Source organism: Halomonas sp. NyZ770, from assembly GCF_020616575.1.
GTDB classification, from domain to species: Bacteria; Pseudomonadota; Gammaproteobacteria; order Pseudomonadales; family Halomonadaceae; genus Vreelandella; species Vreelandella hamiltonii.
The window spans coordinates 969,517-991,529 of record NZ_CP085143.1; the positions used below are offsets into that span (position 1 = coordinate 969,517).

Here is a 22,013-nt window from a genome sequence, read left to right on the forward strand (position 1 = left end):
CACTTCATGATGTCGGTGGATATGTTGGAAGCTGGGCTGGCGCTGTGCCTGGTGGCAGTGGCGCTTGCCTGTCTGTTGGACCGCCATCTGCTGCGGACCTGTCGGCTGTTTTTGCTGTTCACGCTGCTGATGAGCCTGGCCTGGTGGCAGTGGCAGGCGCCTTGGTTGGGGCTGATGGAGCTGGTGCTGGGGGGCGCGCTCACCGGCGGCAGCTTCTTCTATGCCCTGAAGGCATTTCCCTCGGCTCACCCGGAGGCTGCCCACTACGACCGAGTGCAGCACGGGGCCGGGCATGTCATCAGCCGTGGGCTGCTGGCGCTGGCGTGGAGCGTGATGATCGGCGCCGCGCTGCGCTACCTCTTGCCCGACATGGCCTACTCGTTGAGCGAACACCCCTTGATGCTGGCGGCGGTCGTCATGGTCTCGGCGGCCATGGGGGCTTTTGCACTGCATCGACACTGGCTGCGTCGGCTGATGGCCTTCAACGTGCTGGGGTCGGGTGTGTTTCTGCTGTTGGTAGGCATGGCGGGCCCCTTGCCCAATGCCCAGGCGTTGATTGGCGTGGGCTTGCTGATTGCCTGGCTGGGCACCCTGCTGGGCGTGCTGTTGATACGACATCTGCTGCAGCTGGAAGGGGTGTCGGCCCTGGTCGATGAGCCGTCAGACTCCCAGGCAACCCGAGAGGCTTCGCAATGAGCTGGCGTTTTGGCTTGCATGACAGCACTTTCGAGCCGTTGTGGTCGACCCACTGGGCGCTGCTGGTCGTTCTGCTGCTACCTGCCCTGTTAGGCCTGCTGGGGGCCTGGTTGCGTCCCGCGCGCATGGTGCCCGTCCTGCTGGCCTGTACGCCGGTGCTGGTAGCAGGCCTGTGGATGGTCATGGATGCCCAGCAGGCGGGCGTGTTGCGCTGGCAGTGGCAGCTGGCAGGGGTGGATCTGGCGCTGCGCTTCAGTGGCGTGAGCGGCTTCATGCTGCTGATTACCCAGTGGGTCGCGTTGGCCGCTGCGCTGTATACCCCTGGGCACTTGGCGCTTTCCCGGCCTGGCCCCCAGGGGCGCTGGCTGTGGCCGCTCATGGGCGTTCTGGTGAGCGCGCTGTCGTTGATCTGGATGGCGGCCGATTTGCTGACCCTCTACGCCGCTTTGGAGCTGATGGGGCTGGCCGCCGTCGGCATGCTGCTGCTGTCGGGCAAGGGCAGTGCGCTCAAGGCCGGTATGCGCTACCTGCTGCTGGCGTTGGTGGGGTCGTTGGCGTTCCTGCTGGGCATTGCCCTGCTGCTGGGGTACTGGGGGGAACTGACGCTGATGGGCTTGGCTCAAGTGGTCGAGCCGGGCCCGGTGAGCTGGGTCGCGGCGGCACTGATGGGCGCGGGGCTGGCGCTGAAGGCTGCGCTGTTTCCGCTGCATGGCTGGCTGACCCCGGTGCACGAAAACGCCTGGACGCCGGTGAGTGCCCTGCACGCGGCGCTGGTCATCAAGGCCTCGCTGTTCATTCTGCTGATGGTATGGAGCGTGCTGCTGCCCGATACCTGGCTGGCCCCGCAGTTGGTGGGCTGGCTGGGAATGGCGGCCATCCTGTGGGGCGGGCTGGTGGCATGGCGGGCAGCGTCGCTGAAAACCCTGATCGCCTCGTCCACGGTGGGCCAGCTGGGCTATTTGATGGTGGCATTTCCGCTACTGCTGGGGCCGCAAGCCTCGCCACTGCCCCAGGCGCTGGCCTGGGAGGGTTTCTGGCTACAGCTGATGGGGCACTCGCTGGCCAAGGCGGCGATGTTTCTGGCGGCCGGCAATCTGCTGCTGGCCACCGGCAAGAGCGCTCTGCAGGCGCTGGCGGGCACCAGCCGCCGATTGCCACTCTCGCTGCTGACTTTCGGCATCGCCTCCATCACGCTGATGGGCCTGCCACCCAGCAGCGGTTTCACGGCCAAGTGGCTACTGCTGCAGGCCATGGTGCTCACTCAGCAGTGGCTTGCCGTTGCAGCATTACTGGCGGGAACGCTGCTGACCGCGGCCTACGTGTTCAGGGTCTTTCGCTACTCGTTCGATGAAACCGCACCGCGCCATGACTACCAGCCGTTGGCACCGGGCATGGATGCGGTGGCACTGGCGCTCGCCCTGGCCGCGCTGCTGCTGGGTCTGTTGGCCCACTTGCCGTTGGCCCTGCTACAAGGAGGTGGCGCATGAACGCAGCCTGGTTACCGCTGACCACACTGGCGACGTCCATGCTGGCCGCCGTGGCCATTTTTGCGCTACCCGAAGAGGCGCGGCGCTGGCGTACCGGCATCAACCTGCTGGCGGCGGTCAGCAAGATCGTGCTGGTCGTGCTGATGGTCGGGCGCGTGGCGGAAGGCTACGAGGACACCTTCAGCTTCCAGATTGTCGAGGGCGTCGATTTCGTACTGCGCGCCGATGCGCTGGGCGTGATGTTTGCCGGCCTCTCATCGCTGCTCTGGCTGTGCACCACGGTGTACGCCATTGGCTACCTGGAGCATGCGGCCAACCGCAAGCGCTTCTTTGGCTTTTTCAGCCTCTGCGTGGCCAGCACGCTGGGCATTGCGCTCTCCGGCAACCTGTTTACCTTCCTGATTTTTTACGAAATGCTGACGCTTTCGACCTACCCGCTGGTAGTGCATTCGGGCACGGCCAAGGCGCTGGCGGCAGGGCGCGTGTATTTGCGTTACACCCTGACCGGCGGTGTCGTGCTGCTGTTGGGGGTCGTGCTGCTGTATAGCCTGACAGGCGACCACTCCTTTGCCTCCGAGCGGGGGCTGTCGCCTTATCTGGCCGACCACCGTGGCCTGCTGACGCTGATCTTCGTGCTGCTGGTCGGCGGCCTGGCGGTCAAGGCGGCCATGGTGCCGCTGCACGGCTGGCTGCCCAGAGCCATGGTGGCGCCTGCTCCGGTGAGCGCGCTGTTGCATGCCGTGGCGGTGGTCAAGGCGGGGGCCTTCGGCATTCTCCGCGTGATCTATGACCTCTACGGGATCGAGCTGAGCGTCGAACTGGGGGTGACCACGGCCTTGGCCATCGCGGCCTCCATCACCATCATTTACGGCTCGCTGAGGGCCATCGCCCAGCAGGAACTCAAGCCACGGCTGGCCTTCTCGACCATCAGTCAGGTGTCGTATGTGATTCTGGGGGTCAGCCTGTTTGGGCCTTTCGGCACCATCGGTGCGCTCGCCCATCTGCTCCACCAGGGGCTGATGAAGGTCACGCTGTTTTTCTGCGCGGGCAACTACGCCGAAGAGCTGGGCATCCATCGCATCGATGAGATGGACGGTGCTGGCAAACGCATGCCGCTGACCAGTCTGGCCTTTACCGTGGGGGCGCTGGGCATGATCGGGCTGCCGCCCATCGCGGGGTTCATCACCAAGTGGTACCTGGGCATTGGTGCCATTCAGGCCGAGATGTATTGGGTGGTGGCGGTGCTGGTGGCCAGCAGCACGCTGAACGCCATTTACTTTCTGCCTATCCTGCATCGGCTCTGGTTCCGGCAGGGGCCCGATCACGGGGTGGGTGCGTGGCCCAACGAGCAGCGTCTGGGGCGCCTGGAAACCCATGGCTGGCTGTTGTGGCCAGCCGTGTTTACCGCGCTGGCCAGCCTGGGGGCCGGGCTGCTGGCAGGCTTGCCGTTTAGCCCTCTGGACTGGGCAACTCGGGTGGCGGTAGGGGAGTATCTACCATGATGACGACACTGCTGCTGGCCGTGGCCTTGCTCTGGCCGCTGTGCGTGGCTGCCGGGGCGGTATGGCATGCCTACCGCACCCCGCCAGCGCAGCGGCGCTACTGTTCCTGGCTATGGGGCAGCGCCGCCTGGCCCGCGTTACTGCTGGCTTATATGGCTGAAGGCCGTTGGGTGCTGGAAGCCTGGATGCTGGGGGGCTGGTGGGAGCTGAATGCGCTCAGCCGCCCCTGGCTGGCCTTCAGCGCGCTGCTATGGAGCCTGGCAGCGCTGCATGCCCGGGGCTACTTTGCCGCCGAGGAAGCCTTGGCTCGGGGGGGCGATGACGACGCCCAGCGGCGCTTGCAGCGGTTGACGCTGTTGTGGCCCCTGGCCCTGCTGGGCAATGTCCTGCTGATCCTTGCCCAGGACATTGCCAGCTTTTACCTGGGCTTTGCGCTCATGACCTTTGCCGCCTACGCGCTGGTGGTGCATAGCGGCAGCGCCGAGGCGCGGCTGGGGGCTCGGGCCTACCTGATCCTTGCCGTGCTGGGCGAAGGGCTGATTCTGGGGGGGCTGCTATGGGCGGCTGGCTCCATCGACACCTTGACCCTGGAGGGCGTTCGCGAGGCCATTGCTCGCTCGGAGCACGGTGCCTGGATGGCACTGCTGCTATGGCTGGGGTTTGGCGTCAAGGCCGGGGTGGTGGGGCTGCATGTGTGGCTCCCGCTGGCCCACCCGGTCGCCCCTGCGCCTGCCAGCGCCGTGCTCAGCGGTGCCATGATCAAGGCCGGGCTATTGGGCTGGCTGAACGTGCTGCCCCTGGGCGAGTCGGGCCTGGCGCCTGAACTGGTACTGCTTGGCCAGGCCATGATGGCGCTGGGGCTGGCCGCCGCGTTCGGGGCTGCCCTGTATGGTGTGTGGCAGCGTCACCCCAAGGCCGTACTGGCCTATTCGAGTATCAGCCAGATGGGCATGCTGACGGCGCTGGTAGGCACCGGGTTGACGGTGCCTCAGGCGTGGCTACTGCTGCTGCCCGGACTGGTGCTGTTTGCGGCCCATCATGCGCTGGCCAAAGGGGCGCTGTTCATGGGAACCAGCGTCAGCGAACACATGCCCCGCTGGCGTGTACCGCTGCTGTTTGCGCTGATGGCGCTGCCGGGCGTATCGCTGACAGGTGCCCTGGCAGCCGGGCTGGTCAGCAAGTGGGGAGTCAAATCGGTGCTTTACGATGCCCAACTGACCACGCTGGTGCTGTTGCTGACCTGGGCGGCCGTGGGCACCTCGCTGCTGGTGAGCGTGTGCCTGTGGCGGCAGTGGCAGCTGCGCAAGAGCGGGGGCAGCCACCCCATGCAGTGGGGCGCCTGGTTGGCCGCCGTGGTGGCCGCGCTGGCCACCCCGCTATGGCTGCCGCTGTACGGTGCCGAGGTGCCGCCGTTGGCCGAGTGGGCCGGTATCGTCTGGCCTTTCCCGGTGGGTCTGTTGGCGTTGGTGGTAGCGCTTTCCCTGCGCCAGCGTGTGAAAGTTTCTCTACCGCCAGCGGGCGATCTATGGTGGCTATACGCGCCGCTGGCAGGCTATGCCCTGCAGGGCTGTCAGCGCTTCAGTGATGCGCTGGGGCGCGTCAAAGCTGCGTCGGTGGCGCACAGCCTGGCTTTCGAGCGAACGGCCATGCAACTGCTCAGGCATAGCCTGCGTGCAGAGCCCTGGCTGCGCCAGCACGGCAGCGGGCTGATGATGGCCATGGCCGTGCTGCTGGCGCTACTGTTGATGTGGGAGGGACGGGCATGAGCAAGCCGCAGACGGGGTCGCAAGCGTACCAGGAAGACCGAGGGCGTCAGGCCGTGACGCCGGATGACATACCCCGGCTGGGCTGGCTGGATATCGGCTGGCGCGTGTTGAGGGCGGCCCGCCGAGACCGGGTGACCATGTACGCTGCCTGCGTGGCGTTCTACGCCTTGCTGGCGCTGTTCCCCACCATAGCCGCCGTGATTTCCATTTGGGGGCTGCTGTTCGACCCGGTAGAAGCAGGGCGCCAGCTTTATGAAATCAGCCGTTTCATGCCGCCCGATGCGGCCAACCTGATCGACCAGCAGGCCCAGGACGTGGTGGAAAGTGCCCAGCGTGGCAACGTCATGGCCGCCCTGGCAGGGTTGCTAGTGGCCATGTACATCGCTTCCAAAGGGGTGTCGGCGCTGGTGGTGGGGCTCAACGTGGTTTACGGCGAGCGTGAGAAGCGGCCCGCACTGCTGCGCCTGGTCGTGCTAGTGGCGCTGACGTTTGGGCTCATCGGCATGACCCTGGTGTCGCTGGGGTTCATTGCCGTGGTGCCCATGCTGGTGGAGTGGCTGATGGTGGAGCCTCCCTTTGACAAGCTGTTGCAGTGGCTGCGCTGGCCAGCGCTGCTGGTGCTGATGAGCCTGCTGATTGCGCTGTTGTATCGCTTTGCACCGTACCGCCGAGCGGCCAAGTGGCGCTGGCTGAGCTACGGCACGCTGCTGGCCACCGCCACCTGGCTGCTGGGGTCTGGGGGGTTGTCGCTTTACGTGCGCTACTTCTCCTCTTTCAGCGAGCTTTACGGTTCACTGGGCGCCGTGGTGGCGCTGATGCTGTGGTTCTGGATGTCGGCTTTCGTGGTGCTGCTGGGGGCCGAAATCAACTGTGAAATGGAGCGCCAGACCTACCAGGACACCACCACCGGCGAGCCGCGCCCGCTGGGTGAAAGAGACGCTTTTGCCGCGGATACGGTGGGCGTGAAGACCCCTTGGCAGGATCGCGACTCGCAGGATTGAGCAGCGGCGACCGCCCAGCCAGGCTGGGCGGTCGTGGGTTGGATGGTAGGGCAACGACGTCAGCGGCTGTTCAAAGCAGTTCCTCTGCTGCCAGTGCCAGCCGTGAACGCTCGACGCTTTTCAGCGTTATGTGACCTGCATGGGGCCAATCCCGGAACCGCTCCACCACGGCGGCCATGCCGCAGGTGTTGGCGGTCAGGTAGGGGGTGTCGATCTGCCCCACGTTGCCGAGGCAGACGATCTTGGTGTTGCGTCCTGCCCGCGTCACCAGCGACTTGAGCTGCTTGGGCGTGAAGTTTTGCGCCTCGTCGATGATCAGAAACGTATCGTTGAGCGTGCGCCCGCGCATGAAGCTGGGCGAGCGGATCTGCACCCGCGAGCCGATCAGCTGCCGCGTGGCACCGTTGTCCCAGCTCGACTCTCCCTCCTCGTTGCGCAGCAGGTTATCCATGTTGTCATGGAAGGCCCCCATCCACGGCGACATCTTTTCCTCTTCCGTGCCCGGCAGAAAGCCGATGTCTTCGCCCATGGGGATGGGTGCTCGAGTGAACACGATGCGTTCGAAGCGTTTGCTGTCCAGGGTCTGCTGAAACGCGGCGGCCAGGGTCATGAAGGTTTTACCGGTGCCCGCATTACCGGCAATGGTCACCAGGTCGATCTCGGGGTCCATGAGCAGGTTCAGGGTAAAATTCTGGCGGCTGTCATGGGCGTGCACCCCCCAGACGCCCGCGTGGTGGCGGTAGTTGGTAAGCAGCTGCAAGCGGGCAGAGGAGGGCGATAGCTCCCGAACGATGGCTTCGAATTCCGCGCCGTTTTCGCTATCCGACACCAGCATGCCGACATGCCAGTCCCGGGGCATGGTGCCGCTGAGCTGGTAGAAAGTGTGGTGCGCGACGCGCTCGACATTGACCTCCACGTTGAGACTTTCCCAAAGCGAGGCACCGCCCAGGCCTGCGGCCTCGTACACCTTGGCCCCTTCGATCATCGCATCGCTATCGGAGAAGGCGCGGTCGTTGAGGTAGTCCTCGACGGGCACTTTCAGCGCGGCAGCCTTGACGCGAAGATTGATGTCCTTGGTGATCAGAATCACCGAGGCATCCGGGCGCTCGTCACGCAGGCGGCAGGTCTCTGCCAGGATGCGGTTGTCGGGACTGTCATCCAGCGCGTCGAGCGGCTTCAGGTCGTTGTAGCACAAAAAGTGCAGCCGACCGGACTCCCCGCTGATACGTGGAATGGGGATGCCTTTCTGGATTTCATCGAAGGTGACCTGATTGGTCAGGTCGGACAGGGTGCGGCTGATCTGGCGAGCGGTGCGGGCAATTTCACGGATGCCGTTCTTGTGCTTGTCCAGCTCTTCAAGCACGGTCATGGGGATGACCACATCGTGCTCATCGAAATGATAGAGCGCGGCGGGGTCGTGAATCAGGACGTTGGTATCCAGCACATACAGCCTGGTGGCTTTCTTATCGAGTCGTACCATCGCGGAAACTACTCCTTGGTTGACGGCAATACCGACACTGGCAGATGCTCTTTACGCTTGGATGACACTTACCTGTGCCGCTTCGCTAGCGTGTCCTGCTCCTCCTTGTTAAGTACTTGCTTATAGCGTGGAAGGCTTTGGCCATTTTCGCCACCGCGATATTTCAACGTAGTCATTGATCCCTGTGGTGATGAGGTTCGAGGCCTAGCGAGTCGCGCTCAGAAAACGCGTCACGCTGGTCAATAGCGCGGTGGCTACCACGCCAAGGCTTTCGCCCTCCACGTAGCGGTAGTAGTGGCTTTCCAGCGCCAGGTCATGATTGAGCGCGCAGAGCTGGCCGTTGGCCAATGCTTCTTTGACCAGCGGGTAGGGCAGGAGTGCCCAGCCGGTGCCGTTGATCGCCGCATCACGGATCACCTCGAACATCGTCAACCCCAGGTAGTTGGTCGAAAACAGCGCTTCGCTGACCAGCCTGTCGCCCTGGTCGAAGGTCAGGCACACCTGCGTGTACTGGGCCAGATCATCTCGGGTGACGCTGGGCAGGCGGCTGAGCGGGTGATCGGGAGCGGCCACCAGACTCATGCTGACCGGTGCCAGATGATTGGCCTTCACCGTGGTGCCCTCGGCGGTATACAGGCCGAAAGCGATGTCCACGGTTTGGCGCACCACGAACTGCGGGTGCTCTTGCGGGGGCAGCAGGTACACCGAAATGGCGGTCAGCGGGTAGCGCTGCTTCAGTTCGTGCATGACCTGACGCCAGAAGGCTTCGGGCAGCGCATCGTCGCGGGCAATGCACAGTTGGCTCTCGACGCCTTGCAAATGCTGCTGGCAATGCTTCTTGATCCGGCTGGCACTGGTCAGCAGGCGGTAGCAGTCCGGCAACACGCTTTCGCCCACCGCCGTGAGCTGCAGGCTGTTGCCCGAGCGTTCGAACAGCGCCACCCCCAGGCTATCTTCCAGGGCGTTCACGGCCGCACTGAGCGTGCTGCGTTTCATGCCGGTATGCCGAGCCGCCGCCGCAAAGGAGCCGTGTTCGGTCACTTCGATAAACGCTTCCACCTGTTCTGCGCGCATGATGTTGCCTTCCTGGGTGCCAATAATGTTGGCGCTGAGCGATTGGTTTAACGTGGCAGGTCTCCCTATGATACCCCGCGCTATACCTACTTTTCATGGAGCAATTCGCGTGACCCCCTTCATCGCAGAGCGCCGTGCGCTCAGATTTTCCGCCATTTCTGCCAGTCTGTTCGCGTTTACCGGCCTGGCGCTCGGCCTGGCCAGTGGCTCGATCACGATACTCTTCGACAGCGGCTATTCGCTATTAAGTTTAGTGCTGGCCTCGCTGTCGCTGTTTGCCCTTCAGCAGGCGCGCAAGCCCGCTGATGATCACTACCCCTTTGGGCGGCTGACGGTAGAGCCGTTGGCAGTGCTGCTCAAAGGCGTGGTGATTGCCCTGGTCTGCCTGTTTTCGCTGGTCTCGGCGCTGTGGAGCCTGGCTCAGGGAGGCCGCCTGGTGACCCTGGACCTGGCCTTGATCTTTGGTGTGGTCAACGTCACGGGGTGTCTGGTGACGTGGTGGTGGCTGGCGCGCCATGCGCGGGTTGCCAAGTCTTCGCTATTGAATGCCGAGCTTCGTCAGTGGCAGATGGATACCTGGCTGAGTGCCGCCGTGATGCTGGGGTTCGTGCTGACCTGGGGGCTGACGTTGACGCCCTGGGCGCATCTGGCACGGTTCGCCGACCCGGTCATGGTGCTGATTATCGCGGGCTATTTCTTGCCCATGCCGATTCGCATGGTCAAGGATGCCTTGCGTGAACTGATGTTCGGTGAGCCCGTGGGCAGCGTTCGTCAGGAAGTGATTCAGGAAGTGGCGGATTTCGATATTGCCGACGACGATGTGCGCCTGGCCCAGGTGGGCAGTTTCCTGATGGTGGATATCCAACTGGACAAGCAGCAGATCGATGACGCCGAAGAGATCGTGGAAAGCGTCGAGCAGCACTGCAAGCAGCGTAATTTGCGCCCGGTCATGAGCATTACACTGGTGACCTGAGCCCGCATCAAAAAAGATTGACGGTGGCGCTGGGCGAGTGGTATCTAGCGCTACCGACAACTGGTGTCGGTTTATCACTGCTTGTGAGGGTTGTAAAAACATGCCATTGCGCCGCTGTTTGCCCGTACTGCTGGCTACCGTCCTGGTGGCTGGCTGTGCCAGTAATACCGTTGCCCCCCGTTACACCACGGATAATCCGGACGTCATGCGTATCGGTGGTGAGCGTCCCGTCAGCGCTGACCCGCGCACCGAAGATGCCGGCTCCTACTGCCTGGAAACCACCGAGCGCTGGAACGAGCATGGCCGCACGCCGGATGGCCAGACGCTATGGGCCAAGGATACCCTGCGTCGCGTGGTGCCTTGCCCCTGAGCGAAGGCACCTAAAGCCTCGCGCCAGCCTTCGTGCTGGCGCGGTACTCACTCTTCGCGCTTTTGTGGCTTCCCCTTGCGTGGCGTGCCCGCCATCTCTTCCAGCTCGGCTTCACTCATGTCGTCGTACATCTCTTTCGATGCGCCATAGAGCTCACCGGGTTTGCTTTCCCCGCGCTTGGCGGAAAGAGCAGCGCCCGCCGCCTTTTGCTGTGCTTTTGAGGTGGCCTTCATGGTCAGACTCCTTTCTGTCGGTTGACTTCCAAAGCGTTGGCACGCTATTAAGTTTGGCAGTAGACGATGAGATGTCCACCGCCACGTTCAACTCACGAGACCTCCATGACCCCGGCCATCAATAGTGCACGGCAAGCAGGCATTGCCTTTCAGGTACACGACTATCCACATGATGCAGCGGCCACGTCCTATGGCCTGGAAGCCGCCGAAAAGCTGGGTGTTTCACCGGCACAAGTGTTCAAGACGCTGGTGGTCAGCCTGGATGGCAAGCAGCTGGCCGTGGGGATCGTACCGGTCGATTGCCAGCTGGGGCTGAAGCAGATTGCCAAGGCCGCAGGGGCCAAGAAGGCGGCGATGGCAGCGCCGGAAGCAGTGGAGCGCAGCACCGGTTACGTGCTGGGCGGCGTCAGCCCGCTGGGCCAGAAAAAGCGTTTGCCCACCTTCATCGATGCCTCTGCAAAGGCGTGGCCCACGCTGTATGTCAGTGCCGGGCGCCGCGGGCTGGAGATCGAGCTCTCCCCCGATGACCTGGCGGCCTTGAGCCATGGGCAATTCGCGGCGCTCTCCGCCTAGGCTTTGTACGAAAACTGCCTACGCTCGCCCATACGGCGTTAAAAATCGGCTCAAAGTACTCATTTACACCTTGTAAACTCCGTCTTTTCGCCGATTTTTGCCTTGTCTGGCCATCGCTCGCCGACTTTTCGTACAAAGCCTGACGCCATGCCAAGGGCGGCCTGCTCCCAGTCAGGCAGGGCAGGGCGCTTTCTGGTATGGTGCTTCACATTATCGAATTGCTGGGCCTCATGCCCCTTCAGGAATTTCTTGTGTCAGATACCTCTTTTGCATCTCTTGCGCTGTCGCCTGCGCTGCTTGCCACGCTGGACTCCCTTGGCTATCACCAGATGACGCCGGTTCAGGCGCAGAGCCTGCCGCCCATGCTGGCGGGCCGCGACGTGATGGCCCAGGCCAAGACCGGCTCGGGCAAGACCGCCGCGTTTGGCCTGGCGCTGCTCTCTCAGCTCCGAGTGGAAGCGTTCAGCGTGCAAGGGTTGGTGCTGTGCCCGACCCGGGAGCTGGCAGACCAGGTAGCCGAAGAGCTGCGCCGTCTGGCGCGCGGCATGGCCAACGTGAAAGTGCTGACGCTGTGTGGCGGCGCGGCCTTTGGCCCGCAACTGGCCTCCCTGGAGCACGGTGCGCATATCGTGGTGGGCACGCCGGGGCGCATTGACGAGCACTTGCGCAGAGGCTCGCTGACGCTGGGGTCTTTGACGACCCTGGTGCTGGACGAAGCCGACCGCATGCTCGATATGGGCTTTCAAGCCACCATCGACGACATCATTGCCGACACGCCTGCCGACCGCCAGACGCTGCTGTTCAGCGCCACCTTCCCGGACGAGCAGTCGACCGAAGGCCTGGCCATCATGACACGGGGTGTCATGCGCGACCCTGTCAGCGTCAAGGTGGAAGAGACCCACGATGCCACCACCATCGAGCAGCACTTCTACGCCGTGGCCAACGACGACGCACGCTTTGCGGCGCTGAAACAGCTGCTGCTGGCCACCCGCCCTACCACCAGCGTGGTGTTCTGCAACACCAAGCGCGAAACCCAGGCGGTGGCCGACAGCCTGGTCGATGCGGGTTTCAGTGCGGTGGCCCTGCACGGCGACCTGGAGCAGAAGGATCGTGATCGACTGCTGGTGCTGTTCGCCAACCAGAGTGCGTCGATTCTGGTTGCCACGGACGTGGCCGCCCGTGGGCTGGACATCGCCCAGCTGGATGCCGTCTTCAACTACCAGATCGCCCGCGAGCTGGAAGTGCATGTTCATCGCGTAGGCCGCACTGGGCGCGCTGGGGCCAGTGGTATCGCCTGTACCCTGGTGACACCGCAGGAAGATTATCGCCTCGAACGCCTTGCGGAGCTGCTGGGCGAGCCGCTGACCCCCGAGCCGCTGCCCAAGGCGTCCGACAGCACTCCGTTCGAGCCACCCATGGCCACGCTACAGCTGGCAGGTGGCAAGAAAGACAAGCTGCGCCCTGGCGACATTCTGGGCGCCTTGACCAGTGAAGGCGGCCTGCGGGGTGATCAGGTGGGCAAGATCAAGGTACTGGCCCGCAGCGCTTACGTGGCAGTGGAGCGCGGTGCTGTTCAACGTGCCCAGGCCAAGCTGGAGCGGGATAAACTCAAGGGGCGTGCTTTCCGAGTGCGCCGCATTCGTCACTAACAGGATCAGCGCAGCAAGCCATGAAAACACCCAAACGATTACAGCCCCTGGTCGACGATGGCCTGATCGATGAGGTGCTGATGCAGTTGATGAGCGGCAAGGAAGCGCAGGTGTACGTCGTACGCTGTGGTGACGAGACGCGCTGTGCCAAGGTCTTCAAGGAGGCCAAGCAGCGCAGCTTCAAGCAGGCGGTGCAGTATCAGGAAGGGCGCAAGGAGCGCAACAGCCGCCGCGCTCGGGCCATGGCCAAGAAGACCCGCTACGGCCAGAAAGAGCAGGAGCAGGCGTGGCTCACCGCCGAGGTGGACGCGCTGTATCGGCTGGCCGCTGCCGACGTGCGCGTTCCCAAGCCCTATGGCTTCGTGGATGGCGTGCTGCTGATGGAGATGATCAGCGATGCGGCGGGCGACGTGGCCCCGCGCCTTGACGATGTCACCCTGACCCACGAGCAGGCGCTGCGCTATCACGCCAAAGTGATCCAGGACGTGGTGCGTATGCTGTGTGCCGGTCTCATCCACGGCGATTTATCCGAGTTCAACGTGCTGGTGGATGCCGACGGCCCGGTCATCATCGACCTGCCCCAGGCGGTGGATGCCGCAGGTAACAACAGCGCCGCCGCCATGCTCGAGCGCGACGTCAACAACATGCGCGCCTATTTTGGCCGCTTTGCCCCGGAGCTGCTGGACACCCATTACGGCAAGGAGATGTGGGCGCTCTATGAGTCCGGCGAGCTGCACCCCGAAAGCCAGCTGACCGGCCACTTCGAGTTCGACAGCCACATTGCCAACGTGGCAGAGCTGATGGAAGTCATCGACGACGCCAAGGAAGAGGAAGCCGAACGCCTGGCGCGCCTGCGCGGCGATGACGACGAAGACTAGCCGCCGATATCGTGTACACTAGGCTGTCCATTAGCAGGGTAATGATATGCCGCCATGCCGATAGGCTCGCTGGCCGAAAACGCGTGGTCGGGTAGGCAATTGCTCAGGAGGAGGGGCGCGTGAAGGGAAGTCGTTTCAGTGCAGCAAGTGCCAGAGCGCTGGCCGTGTCGCTGGGTGTCGGCGCCCTGGGCGGCCTGCTGTTTCAACTGCTGAACCTTCCCCTGGCCTGGATGCTGGGCCCGCTGGTGGCCAATCTGCTGGCCTCCGCCAAGGGCGCCAGCGTTGCAGTGCCCGAGCCGCTGCGCAACGTGTTCCTGGCCGTCATGGGGCTGGTGCTGGGCAGCCAGGTAACGCCGGAGCTGGCACATCGTGTGCTGGACTGGCCGCTGTCGGCGGCGCTGCTGCTGCTCGGGGTGGCCGCCTCCACGGCGGTGGCCTCGGCCTGGTATCGGCGCTGCGGGTTCGACCCGGTGAGCGCCTGGTTTGGTGCCGCCCCCGGCGCGATGACGGCGATGATTCTGCTGGGCGAAAAGTGTGGTGGTGACCCTCAGCGCATCGCCGTTGCCCAGTCGCTACGCATTATTCTGGTCATTCTCTTCCTGCCACCGCTGTTCTGGGCCTTTGAAGGGGGCGAGGGCTCGTTGGGGCCAGCCGCTTCGTCGCTGGAACACGGCTGGATGTTGCTGACCATTCCCCTGCTGATACCGCTGGGCCGCTGGCTGCGCATCCCCAGCTCGGCGCTGCTGACTCCCTTGCTCATGGCCGCCCTGCTGTCGGGGCTTGACCTGGCCAGCCTGGCGCTGCCCCAGTGGGGCATGAACCTGATGCTGTGGGTACTGGGCAGTGCCATTGGCTCGCGTTTCCAGGGCATGACCCGCAGGTTGCTGGGCCGCTACCTGTGGCAATCGGGCGTGGCGACCCTGCTGGCCCTGATGGCCCTGGCGGTATTCGCCGAACTCATTCATCGCACCGTAGGGGTGGGCCGAGATGTGGCGCTGCTGGCGCTGGCCCCTGGTGGCATCGGTGAAATGGCGATTCTGGCCGTTGCCCTGGATATCGACCCGGTCTTCGTGGCCTTTCATCACCTGCTGCGCATGATTACCCTGATGGTGTTCGCGCCGTTCTGGGCGCGCTGGCTGCTGAGCCGCCGCCGAGCGCACTGACAGACGCCATTCGGCTCTCTTCAAAGGCTTCTTCGTCAAGGACTTCCCATGTTGTCACGCCTGCTGTTGCCGCTGTTCCAGTTTTTTGAACGCCGCGTAAACCCCTACCCGGAAGGTGAGGTGTCGACGCCTCCTAAAGGGTTGCTGCCGTTTATCTGGCACTTTTCGCGGCCAGTCTGGCCCTGGCTGCTGCTGATGTCGCTGATGACTGCCGTGGTGTCCGCCGCCGAGGTGATGTTCTTCAGCTATATGGGCGAGCTGGTGGATTGGCTCGGCCGGGTCGAGCGGGCCGACTTCTGGGCGCAGCACGGGCTGTGGCTGGCGGGTGTCGGGCTGGCGGTAGTGGTCGGGCTGCCCCTGCTGGTGCTGGGCCAGTCGCTGATCACCCACCAGAGCATTTTTGGCAATTACCCGATGATCGGCCGCTGGCTCTCGCATCGCCATATGCTGAGCCAGAGCCTTGCGTTCTATCAGGACGAGTTTGCCGGGCGCGTGTCGCAAAAAGTGATGCAAACGGCACTGGCCGTGCGGGAGACCGTCACCAAGGTCATGGACCTGATGGTCTACGCCATCGTCTACTTTACCGGCGCGGCGATTCTGCTGGGGCGGGCCGACCCCTGGCTGCTGCTGCCGCTGGGTGTCTGGCTGGTGGGCTATCTGGGCATCATGCGCTACTTCGTGCCCCGGCTGCGGGACGTTTCCATGGCCCAGGCGGATGCCCGTGCGCAGATGACCGGCCGGGTCGTCGATAGTTATAGCAACATTCAGACCATCAAGCTGTTTGCCGACACCCAGCGCGAAGAGCGCTACGCCAAGGATGCCATGGAAGGCTTCATGATCACCGTACACCGTCAGATGCGGCTGGTCACGGTGATGAGTGTCTGCCTGACGCTGCTCAATACGCTGCTGCTGGTCGGCACCGCCGGCATGGCCATTGCGGCCTGGTTCCTGGAGGCGATCTCGCTGGGGGTATTGGCCATTGCCATTGCGCTGGTGATGCGTATCCGCTTCATGTCGGACTGGATTCTCTGGGAGGTCGCCGGGCTGTTCGAGAATATCGGTACGGTGCAGGATGGCATGAACACCATCGCCCAGCAGCCGACGGTCAAGGATGCTCCCGATGCCAAGGCGCTGAGCGTGCCCAAAGGCGAAATCGTCTTCGATGCCCTGCGCTTTCAGTATGCCCAGGCCAAGGGGCAGAGCCGACACGTGTTCGACGGGCTGAGCCTGACCATTCGGCCCGGCGAGAAGATCGGCCTGATTGGCCGCTCTGGGGCGGGTAAGTCGACCCTGGCGAACCTGCTGCTGCGTTTTTACGACTTGCAGGGAGGGCGCATTCTGATCGACGGCCAGAACATTGCCGAGGTCACCCAAACGTCGCTGCGTCACCAGATCGGCATGGTCACCCAGGACACGTCGCTGCTGCATCGCTCGCTGCGCGACAACATTCGCTACGGCAGCCCCCAGGCCAGCGACGACGATGTGTGGCAGGCGGTGTGCCGCGCCCATGCCGATACGTTCGTTCATGATCTGGTCGACCCGCAGGGGCGCCGGGGCCTGGATGCCCATGTGGGCGAGCGGGGCGTCAAGCTCTCCGGGGGCCAGCGTCAGCGCATCGCCATTGCTCGGGTACTGCTCAAGAATGCGCCTATTCTGGTGCTGGACGAAGCCACCTCGGCGCTGGACTCCGAAGTGGAGGCCGCTATTCAGGAGCAGCTGGATGCCCTGATGGAAGGCAAGACCGTCATCGCCATTGCCCATCGGCTTTCGACCATTGCCATGCTGGATCGCTTGATCGTGGTGGATGAAGGCCGCCTGGTAGAAAGCGGCACCCATCAGGAGCTGCTGGCCCGCAACGGTATTTACGCCGGCCTGTGGCAGCGCCAGTCGGGCGGTTTTTTGGGCAATGACCTTGATTCTGAACAGGCGACCCCCATGTAGCCGTAGAGAGTCGATACTAGACCGGTCGCCTATTTTTGGCGCATGCAAAGGAGATAGTGATGCAAGCCATACAGCTACGTGCCCCCGGTGGGCTGGACCACCTCGATGTCGTCGACCTCGCTGCTCCCGGCGAGCCCGGCCCCGGCGAGATCAAGGTGCGCCTGCACGCCAGCTCGCTGAACTTCCATGACTATGCCGTGGTGGCAGGGATGATCCCTACCGCTGATGGCCGTATCCCCATGTCGGATGGGGCCGGGGTCGTGGAGGCCGTGGGCGAGGGAGTAGAGGAGTTTGCCGTCGGTGATGCAGTGGTCTCGACGTTTTTCCCCGATTGGCTGGAAGGCCCCGCTCGGGTAGGCGATTTTGCCACCACACCCGGCGACGGCGTCGATGGCTATGCCCGTGAGCAGGTGGTGCGCCCGGCCAACTGGTTCACCCACCAGCCGAAGGGCTACAGCCATGCCGAGTCCGCTACGCTGACCACGGCGGGGTTGACCGCCTGGCGTTCACTGGTGGTAGACGGCGGGCTGAAAGCGGGCGATAGCGTGCTGGTGCTGGGCACCGGGGGCGTCTCCATCTTTGCTCTGCAGTTTGCCAGGCTGATGGGCGCCCGGGTCATCGCTACCTCGTCGTCCGATGCCAAGCTGGAGCGCCTGCGTGAACTGGGCGCCGAGCACACCATCAACTACCGTGACACGCCTGAGTGGGGCAAGCGTGTGCTAGAGTTGACCCACGGTGAAGGGGTCGATCACGTAGTGGAAGTCGGTGGACCGGGCACCTTGCCGCAATCCATCGACGCCGTGAAAATCGGCGGGCACATTTCGCTGATCGGCGTGCTGACCGGCCGTGAAGGCGAGGTGCCCACGGCAAAGCTGATGGCCAAGCAGGCACGTTTGCAGGGGCTGATCGTGGGCAGCCGCCGTCATCAGATGGAGATGATCAAGGCCATCGAGGCGGCCAATCTGAAGCCGGTGATCGACCGGGAGTTTGCGCTGGCCGATATCGCGGACGCGTTTCGTCATCAGGAGTCTGGCAAGCACTTCGGTAAAATCTGCCTCAGCTATTGATCGGGTGACCGTTTGATCGAAGGTAAAGTGATCGAACCCGAGCAGATCGAGCCCGTAGCAGATAGCTATATGCACAACGCCCGCCATGATGGCGGGCGTTGGTGGCGGGCGCTGTTGTTGCCTGCCCTGCGAAAAGGGAATGGCGCTTGACGGGCTCACTAAGCCTTGCGGCTGAACACCACACCCTTGACCTCCAGCTCCCAGATATCATCGTAGGGCACGGTAACACCGTTCATGTCACCGGGGTCGCCGGTACTGTTCTTGATGATGGTTTCCGGGATCACTTTGACCCCCGTCATTCCCACGTGCTGTATGCGCGCGCTGAACCGATTACCTTCCTGTTCGATCAGCACTCGCTCCCCAGCAATGCACTTCGCAAGCTTCTCGTGTAGCTCTTCCCTGGTGACGTCAACCACGCTCATCGTTGCCTCCTGCGCATCGCTCATCAATGTATTGGCCTTATCCTAACGACTTTATTCTAGACGATAAGTTCGGCTATCTGCGTGGTCGTACGTGGGGCATGCTAATCTTGATCTACTTTACCGGCGCGAGGCGCGATATGGATCAAGGCCCGACGAATGCAGCGCCAGCTCCGTGGGAAGTAGTGGAACTGGAAGCCTTTCAAACACCGCAGCATACCCAGGCCAGCCAGTGGAAGCGCAGTTGGCGCGTGGCCACTGCCTGGATGCTGGGGAACCGTGCCGACAGGCGTCAGGCGGCACTGGAGAGCGAGCTGCGCGCCTTGCCGGAAGTGAAACTCGCCCACTGGGCACCTCCGGTGGATTGGACGCCTGCCGCGATGAGCTTGCATCGGGCGCTGGCCGCCTATCAAGAAGGACCGCTGGTGCTGTTCGTGTCGCCTCCCCACGGTGGGCATGCGGATATCGTTGGCCACTGGGCGGGACAGCACGGCATCGAGTGCCTGGAGGTGCCTACCTTTGCCGAGCGCATGGCTGGAGAACTGGCGTGGGTAACGGCGGCTGCCCCGACAAAGCGCTGGGCCATTCCGGCGCTGGAGCGGCATTTCCTGCGTCATGCCTATGGTTTGCAGGGCGTGCGCGCGCTGGTGGAGCGTGCCCAGGGCGGGCGGCTGGGGCAGGGCGTGTTGGGGTGTGATAGCTGGAGTTACGCCTTTCTGAAGCAGGCCGTCGGGCTGGAAGGGGTTCCCGTGTTGACGCTGCAAGGGCTTGAAGGCGCACAGCTGGCGGACTATTTTTCCCAGGCCGCAGGCCAGTGCCCGCCCGTTTACAGCACCCGTACTCGACAGCCCGTGCTGGAGGACTCCCCCAAACAAAAGGGCGTGTTCAAGGAGCTCCAGCAGTTGGCGGCCCATAGTCGCGGCCACCTGGGAATTGCCTGGCACTATTGGCGTGAGCGCCTGCGTGAACCGGCCGAGGACGCCCGCGCTCACACGGGCAACCGTTCCGATCATGGCGAAACATCGCTATGGCTGCTGGATACGCTGGCGGATGCGGAGCTCCCCGCCGACACCGGCGATCTGGCCACCCTGCTGCTACACACCCTGTTGATCCATGGGGGGCTGGAGGATCAGGCGTTGGCCCATGTGCTGCCTTTCTCGGAACATGAGATAGTGAGCGTTCGGTTCGCGCTGGCCAGTCGCGGCATGCTGCACTGCCATCAGGGGCGGTGGCAGGTGGCACCCTTGAGCTACGCCAGCGTTCGGCAACTGCTGGAATCGAGACACTACCTGGTAGACCCCCTTTAGGAGCCCACATGGACGATCACGAACAGTATGCCCGCCTGTTTAACGAGCTGGACAGCGAAGCCTTCATCACGCTGGGGTTGCTGCTGGCAGGTGCCATTGTGCTGATCATTGCCAGCCAGCGGGGGCTCAACTGGCTGGCCAATCGGTTGCATGGCCCGATCAGGTTTCGGGTCTTTGCGCTGGTGCCTCTGACGCGTCTGCTGATCCTGATCACGGCCCTGGCCATTGCGGTGCCCATCGTCATCGAGCCCTCTTTACGCAACATGGTGACGCTGTTGGGGCCAATCCATGTTCCCACTTAAAATCCATTCCTCAACAAACCTCCGTCCATCATTCTTTCTATACACCGATCTACTCTATCCCCACACTCCTTCTTCATTTACCCCCCCCCACACTCTTACCACCTTATCTTAACCTCCATATTTTCATTAACTTATATCAGCCCCTCCCTTCCCTCATCAATTATTCCTATCCTCCCAATCATGAATTTCAACCTTCCCAACCTCCCCATTTTCTCCCCTCACCCTATATATTCCCCTAACAACCATCCCCCTCTCCCTCTTCTTCATTTATTCCCATCTATTTCTCCTATCTAATCCCCCCCAACCATCCTATATCCCATCCCCACCACTACTATTCCTCTTCTCCCCATTTTTCCCTCCCACTCACCTATCAACACCTACTCCTTCTACCTCCTAACCATAACTATCCTCAATCCTACCTCCGTTCCTTCTAACATCTCTATCCTTAGGGGGAACTCCCTACCATCCCATCTCATATCTTCTTTCATCCCGTTCTCCTTTTCTTCAACCCTCCTCCTTTCTTTTCACACCACTTCATTTCCTATGGTTTCATTACCATCTACCCACCGCCTTCCCTCCTCTCGTCTATTGATTTTCCACCCCCCCCCCCCCCCCCCCCCCCCCCCCCCCCCCCCCCCCCCCCCACCCCCCCCCCCCCCCCCCCCCCCCCCCCCCCCCGTGTGTTGTGGTACCTCCGATGCGTCACTGACCCTGGTGGGAGCGCCCTGGCGGGGCAATCTGCGCGAGACGCTCAATGACGCCGCCTCGCCTGGTGATCTGATCACCCGCCTGTTGGGGCTCTGCCAGCACATGGCGGACGGTGGTGAACGGGTCTTCATGGCGGTGGATACACCGCTGGCGCTGCCGCAGGCACTGCTGGCCCTGGCCAGAGGGGAAGCCGTCGCGGCACTGGGCCGCTCTCAGGAAAACCCCTATCTTTACCGACACAGCGAGCGTTGGCTGTTCGAACGTGGCGTTACGCCGCTGTCGCCCATCAAGGACATGATTGGCAGCCAGGCCACCAAAGGCATGCACGTGCTGGCGCGTTTTGCGCCGCATAGCGTGGCGTGCGGTCAGTGGCAGAGCGAGCAGGGGGAGCTGACTGTCGTGGAGGGGTATCCATCCCCCGCCAAACGCTCCAAGGGCTTTGCCGCTTTGCGCCAGCGCTGCGTGATCCCGGCCCAATGGCAGGCGGTGCTGTACCAGCCCCCCCCCGCCAGCAGGACATGCACGATGCATGGCAGTGTGCGTTGCTGGCCTGGGCACTGGAGCATGCGCCCCAGCAGGTTGCCTGGCCGCCAGCGGAGATGCCGACGGCCGAAGGGTGGATTTTCGTTCCTGGTGATGCGCTGAAGGGCTAGCCGCTCAGGCGTTCTCTTCCGGCAGTTCGGCACTGTGGAAGACGTTCTGCACGTCGTCCAGCTCGTTGAGCATGTTCAGCAGCTTTTCGAACATGGCGACGTCGTCACCTTCCACCGGCGTGGTGTTCTGCGGCAGGAACTGGATTTCATCCACTTCGAAGTCGATCTCGCCAAAGGCGTCCAGCAGTGCCTGCTTGGCCTTGGCGTAATCGGTGTTCGGAGCAAATACCGTGATGCGACCGTCTTCCTGCTCGATGTCGGTGACGTCCACGTCGGCTTCCATCAACGCTTCCAGCACGGCTTCTTCATCGCCACCGGTAAACGAGAAGATCGCGCAGTGATCGAACATGTGGCTCACACTGCCCGGCGTGCCGATCTTGCTCTTGGTCTTGGTAAAGCAGCCGCGCACATCGCCAAAGGTGCGGTTGGGGTTGTCGGTGAGGCAGTCGACGATGACCATGGCATTGCCGGGGCCGAAGCCTTCGTAACGAGCGGACGAGAAGTCCTCGCCTCCGGCACCGCTGGCCTTGTCGAGGGCCTTGTCGATGACGTGGGACGGCACCTGGTCTTTCTTGGCACGCTCCATCAGGCCGCGCAGCGCAAGATTGCCATTGGGGTCGGTGCCCCCTGCCTTGGCGCAGACGTAGATTTCACGCCCGTACTTGCTGTACACCTTGGTTTTCGCAGCGGCCGTCTTGGCCATGGATTCCTTACGGTTCTGAAACGCCCTACCCATATTGAAGTCCTTTATTAACCATGAACTGCCTGCAC

At 63.0% G+C, this 22,013-nt stretch carries 22 protein-coding genes; 17 read left to right on the top strand and 5 right to left on the bottom strand.

All coding sequences use genetic code 11. From position 1 onward, the window contains the following. Nucleotides 1-6 precede the first annotated feature (6 nt). Genes LG409_RS04620 through LG409_RS04640 form a run of 5 tightly spaced genes read left to right on the top strand, consistent with a single transcriptional unit; the run spans nt 7 to nt 6,452 of the window. Nucleotides 7-696 (top strand): hypothetical protein, encoded by a 690-nt coding sequence (locus LG409_RS04620; protein ID WP_227407709.1) that lies wholly within the window; start codon nt 7-9, stop codon nt 694-696. Then, nucleotides 693-2,183, top strand: coding sequence for a complex I subunit 5 family protein (locus tag LG409_RS04625; RefSeq protein WP_227407710.1), 1,491 nt, complete (start codon nt 693-695; stop codon nt 2,181-2,183). The genes LG409_RS04620 and LG409_RS04625 overlap by 4 nt, the downstream gene beginning before the upstream one ends. Further along, nucleotides 2,180-3,685 (top strand): complex I subunit 5 family protein, encoded by a 1,506-nt coding sequence (locus LG409_RS04630; RefSeq protein ID WP_144979896.1) that lies wholly within the window; start codon nt 2,180-2,182, stop codon nt 3,683-3,685. The genes LG409_RS04625 and LG409_RS04630 overlap by 4 nt, the downstream gene beginning before the upstream one ends. Next, a complete protein-coding gene (locus LG409_RS04635; RefSeq protein WP_227407711.1) occupies nt 3,682-5,451 on the top strand; it encodes a proton-conducting transporter transmembrane domain-containing protein in 1,770 nt (589 codons plus the stop codon). The genes LG409_RS04630 and LG409_RS04635 overlap by 4 nt, the downstream gene beginning before the upstream one ends. Further along, complete coding sequence (locus LG409_RS04640; RefSeq protein WP_227407712.1) at nt 5,448-6,452, top strand: YihY/virulence factor BrkB family protein; 1,005 nt, start codon at nt 5,448-5,450, stop codon at nt 6,450-6,452. The genes LG409_RS04635 and LG409_RS04640 overlap by 4 nt, the downstream gene beginning before the upstream one ends. 70 nt (nt 6,453-6,522) lie before the next feature. Here LG409_RS04640 and LG409_RS04645 read toward each other — a convergent pair whose 3' ends face one another. Together LG409_RS04645 and LG409_RS04650 are read right to left on the bottom strand one after the other, a co-directional pair. Next, a complete protein-coding gene (locus LG409_RS04645; protein ID WP_227407713.1) occupies nt 6,523-7,932 on the bottom strand; it encodes a PhoH family protein in 1,410 nt (469 codons plus the stop codon). Nucleotides 7,933-8,136: 204 nt separating this feature from the next. Further along, on the bottom strand, nt 8,137-9,006 hold the full coding sequence (locus tag LG409_RS04650) for a LysR family transcriptional regulator (protein WP_039175729.1): 870 nt from the start codon (nt 9,004-9,006) through the stop codon (nt 8,137-8,139). A gap of 109 nt (nt 9,007-9,115) precedes the next feature. On the opposite strand from LG409_RS04650, the gene LG409_RS04655 reads away from it, so the two are divergent. Both LG409_RS04655 and LG409_RS04660 read left to right on the top strand, forming a co-directional pair. After that, the gene (locus tag LG409_RS04655) at nt 9,116-9,979 is read left to right on the top strand and encodes a cation diffusion facilitator family transporter (protein ID WP_039175731.1); all 864 of its coding nucleotides are present in this window, start codon (nt 9,116-9,118) and stop codon (nt 9,977-9,979) included. A gap of 100 nt (nt 9,980-10,079) precedes the next feature. Then, complete coding sequence (locus tag LG409_RS04660) at nt 10,080-10,349, top strand: hypothetical protein (protein ID WP_039175732.1); 270 nt, start codon at nt 10,080-10,082, stop codon at nt 10,347-10,349. 47 nt (nt 10,350-10,396) lie between these two features. Here LG409_RS04660 and LG409_RS04665 read toward each other — a convergent pair whose 3' ends face one another. Further along, nucleotides 10,397-10,582, bottom strand: a complete 186-nt coding sequence (locus LG409_RS04665; RefSeq protein WP_227407714.1) for a DUF3008 family protein — start codon at nt 10,580-10,582, stop codon at nt 10,397-10,399. 105 nt (nt 10,583-10,687) lie between these two features. Here LG409_RS04665 and ybaK point away from each other — a divergent pair, with 105 nt between their 5' ends. The 7 genes from ybaK to LG409_RS04700 all read left to right on the top strand — a co-directional run bounded on the left by ybaK (nt 10,688) and on the right by LG409_RS04700 (nt 18,003). Continuing rightward, entirely contained in the window at nt 10,688-11,155 is a 468-nt protein-coding gene (gene ybaK / locus LG409_RS04670; protein ID WP_039175734.1) for a Cys-tRNA(Pro) deacylase, read from the top strand. A gap of 251 nt (nt 11,156-11,406) precedes the next feature. Next, nucleotides 11,407-12,804, top strand: a complete 1,398-nt coding sequence (dbpA, locus tag LG409_RS04675) for an ATP-dependent RNA helicase DbpA (protein WP_227407715.1) — start codon at nt 11,407-11,409, stop codon at nt 12,802-12,804. Between the two features lie 20 nt (nt 12,805-12,824). Then, complete coding sequence (locus LG409_RS04680; RefSeq protein ID WP_189462635.1) at nt 12,825-13,682, top strand: PA4780 family RIO1-like protein kinase; 858 nt, start codon at nt 12,825-12,827, stop codon at nt 13,680-13,682. A gap of 119 nt (nt 13,683-13,801) precedes the next feature. Beyond that, the gene (locus tag LG409_RS04685; protein WP_039175737.1) at nt 13,802-14,845 is read left to right on the top strand and encodes an AbrB family transcriptional regulator; all 1,044 of its coding nucleotides are present in this window, start codon (nt 13,802-13,804) and stop codon (nt 14,843-14,845) included. 48 nt (nt 14,846-14,893) lie between these two features. Continuing rightward, the gene (locus LG409_RS04690) at nt 14,894-16,786 is read left to right on the top strand and encodes an ABC transporter ATP-binding protein (protein ID WP_039175739.1); all 1,893 of its coding nucleotides are present in this window, start codon (nt 14,894-14,896) and stop codon (nt 16,784-16,786) included. A gap of 59 nt (nt 16,787-16,845) precedes the next feature. After that, a complete protein-coding gene (locus tag LG409_RS04695; protein WP_096921313.1) occupies nt 16,846-17,853 on the top strand; it encodes a zinc-dependent alcohol dehydrogenase family protein in 1,008 nt (335 codons plus the stop codon). A gap of 12 nt (nt 17,854-17,865) precedes the next feature. Continuing rightward, nucleotides 17,866-18,003 carry a hypothetical protein gene (locus LG409_RS04700; RefSeq protein WP_189462636.1) on the top strand — a complete coding sequence of 46 codons (138 nt, stop codon included), beginning with the start codon at nt 17,866-17,868 and terminating at the stop codon, nt 18,001-18,003. An 8-nt stretch (nt 18,004-18,011) separates the two neighbouring features. On the opposite strand, the gene LG409_RS04705 is transcribed toward LG409_RS04700, so the two are convergent. Continuing rightward, nucleotides 18,012-18,275, bottom strand: coding sequence for a hypothetical protein (locus LG409_RS04705; protein ID WP_039175741.1), 264 nt, complete (start codon nt 18,273-18,275; stop codon nt 18,012-18,014). A gap of 137 nt (nt 18,276-18,412) precedes the next feature. Between LG409_RS04705 and LG409_RS04710 the strand changes: the two genes are divergently transcribed. The 3 genes from LG409_RS04710 to LG409_RS04720 all read left to right on the top strand — a co-directional run bounded on the left by LG409_RS04710 (nt 18,413) and on the right by LG409_RS04720 (nt 21,234). Then, on the top strand, nt 18,413-19,579 hold the full coding sequence (locus LG409_RS04710; protein WP_227407716.1) for a hypothetical protein: 1,167 nt from the start codon (nt 18,413-18,415) through the stop codon (nt 19,577-19,579). Nucleotides 19,580-19,587: 8 nt separating this feature from the next. Beyond that, nucleotides 19,588-19,881 (top strand): hypothetical protein, encoded by a 294-nt coding sequence (locus LG409_RS04715; RefSeq protein WP_227407717.1) that lies wholly within the window; start codon nt 19,588-19,590, stop codon nt 19,879-19,881. 714 nt (nt 19,882-20,595) lie between these two features. Next, a complete protein-coding gene (locus LG409_RS04720; protein ID WP_227407718.1) occupies nt 20,596-21,234 on the top strand; it encodes a DUF429 domain-containing protein in 639 nt (212 codons plus the stop codon). 12 nt (nt 21,235-21,246) lie between these two features. On the opposite strand, the gene LG409_RS04725 is transcribed toward LG409_RS04720, so the two are convergent. Then, the gene (locus tag LG409_RS04725) at nt 21,247-21,978 is read right to left on the bottom strand and encodes a YebC/PmpR family DNA-binding transcriptional regulator (protein WP_039175748.1); all 732 of its coding nucleotides are present in this window, start codon (nt 21,976-21,978) and stop codon (nt 21,247-21,249) included. Nucleotides 21,979-22,013 lie beyond the last annotated feature (35 nt).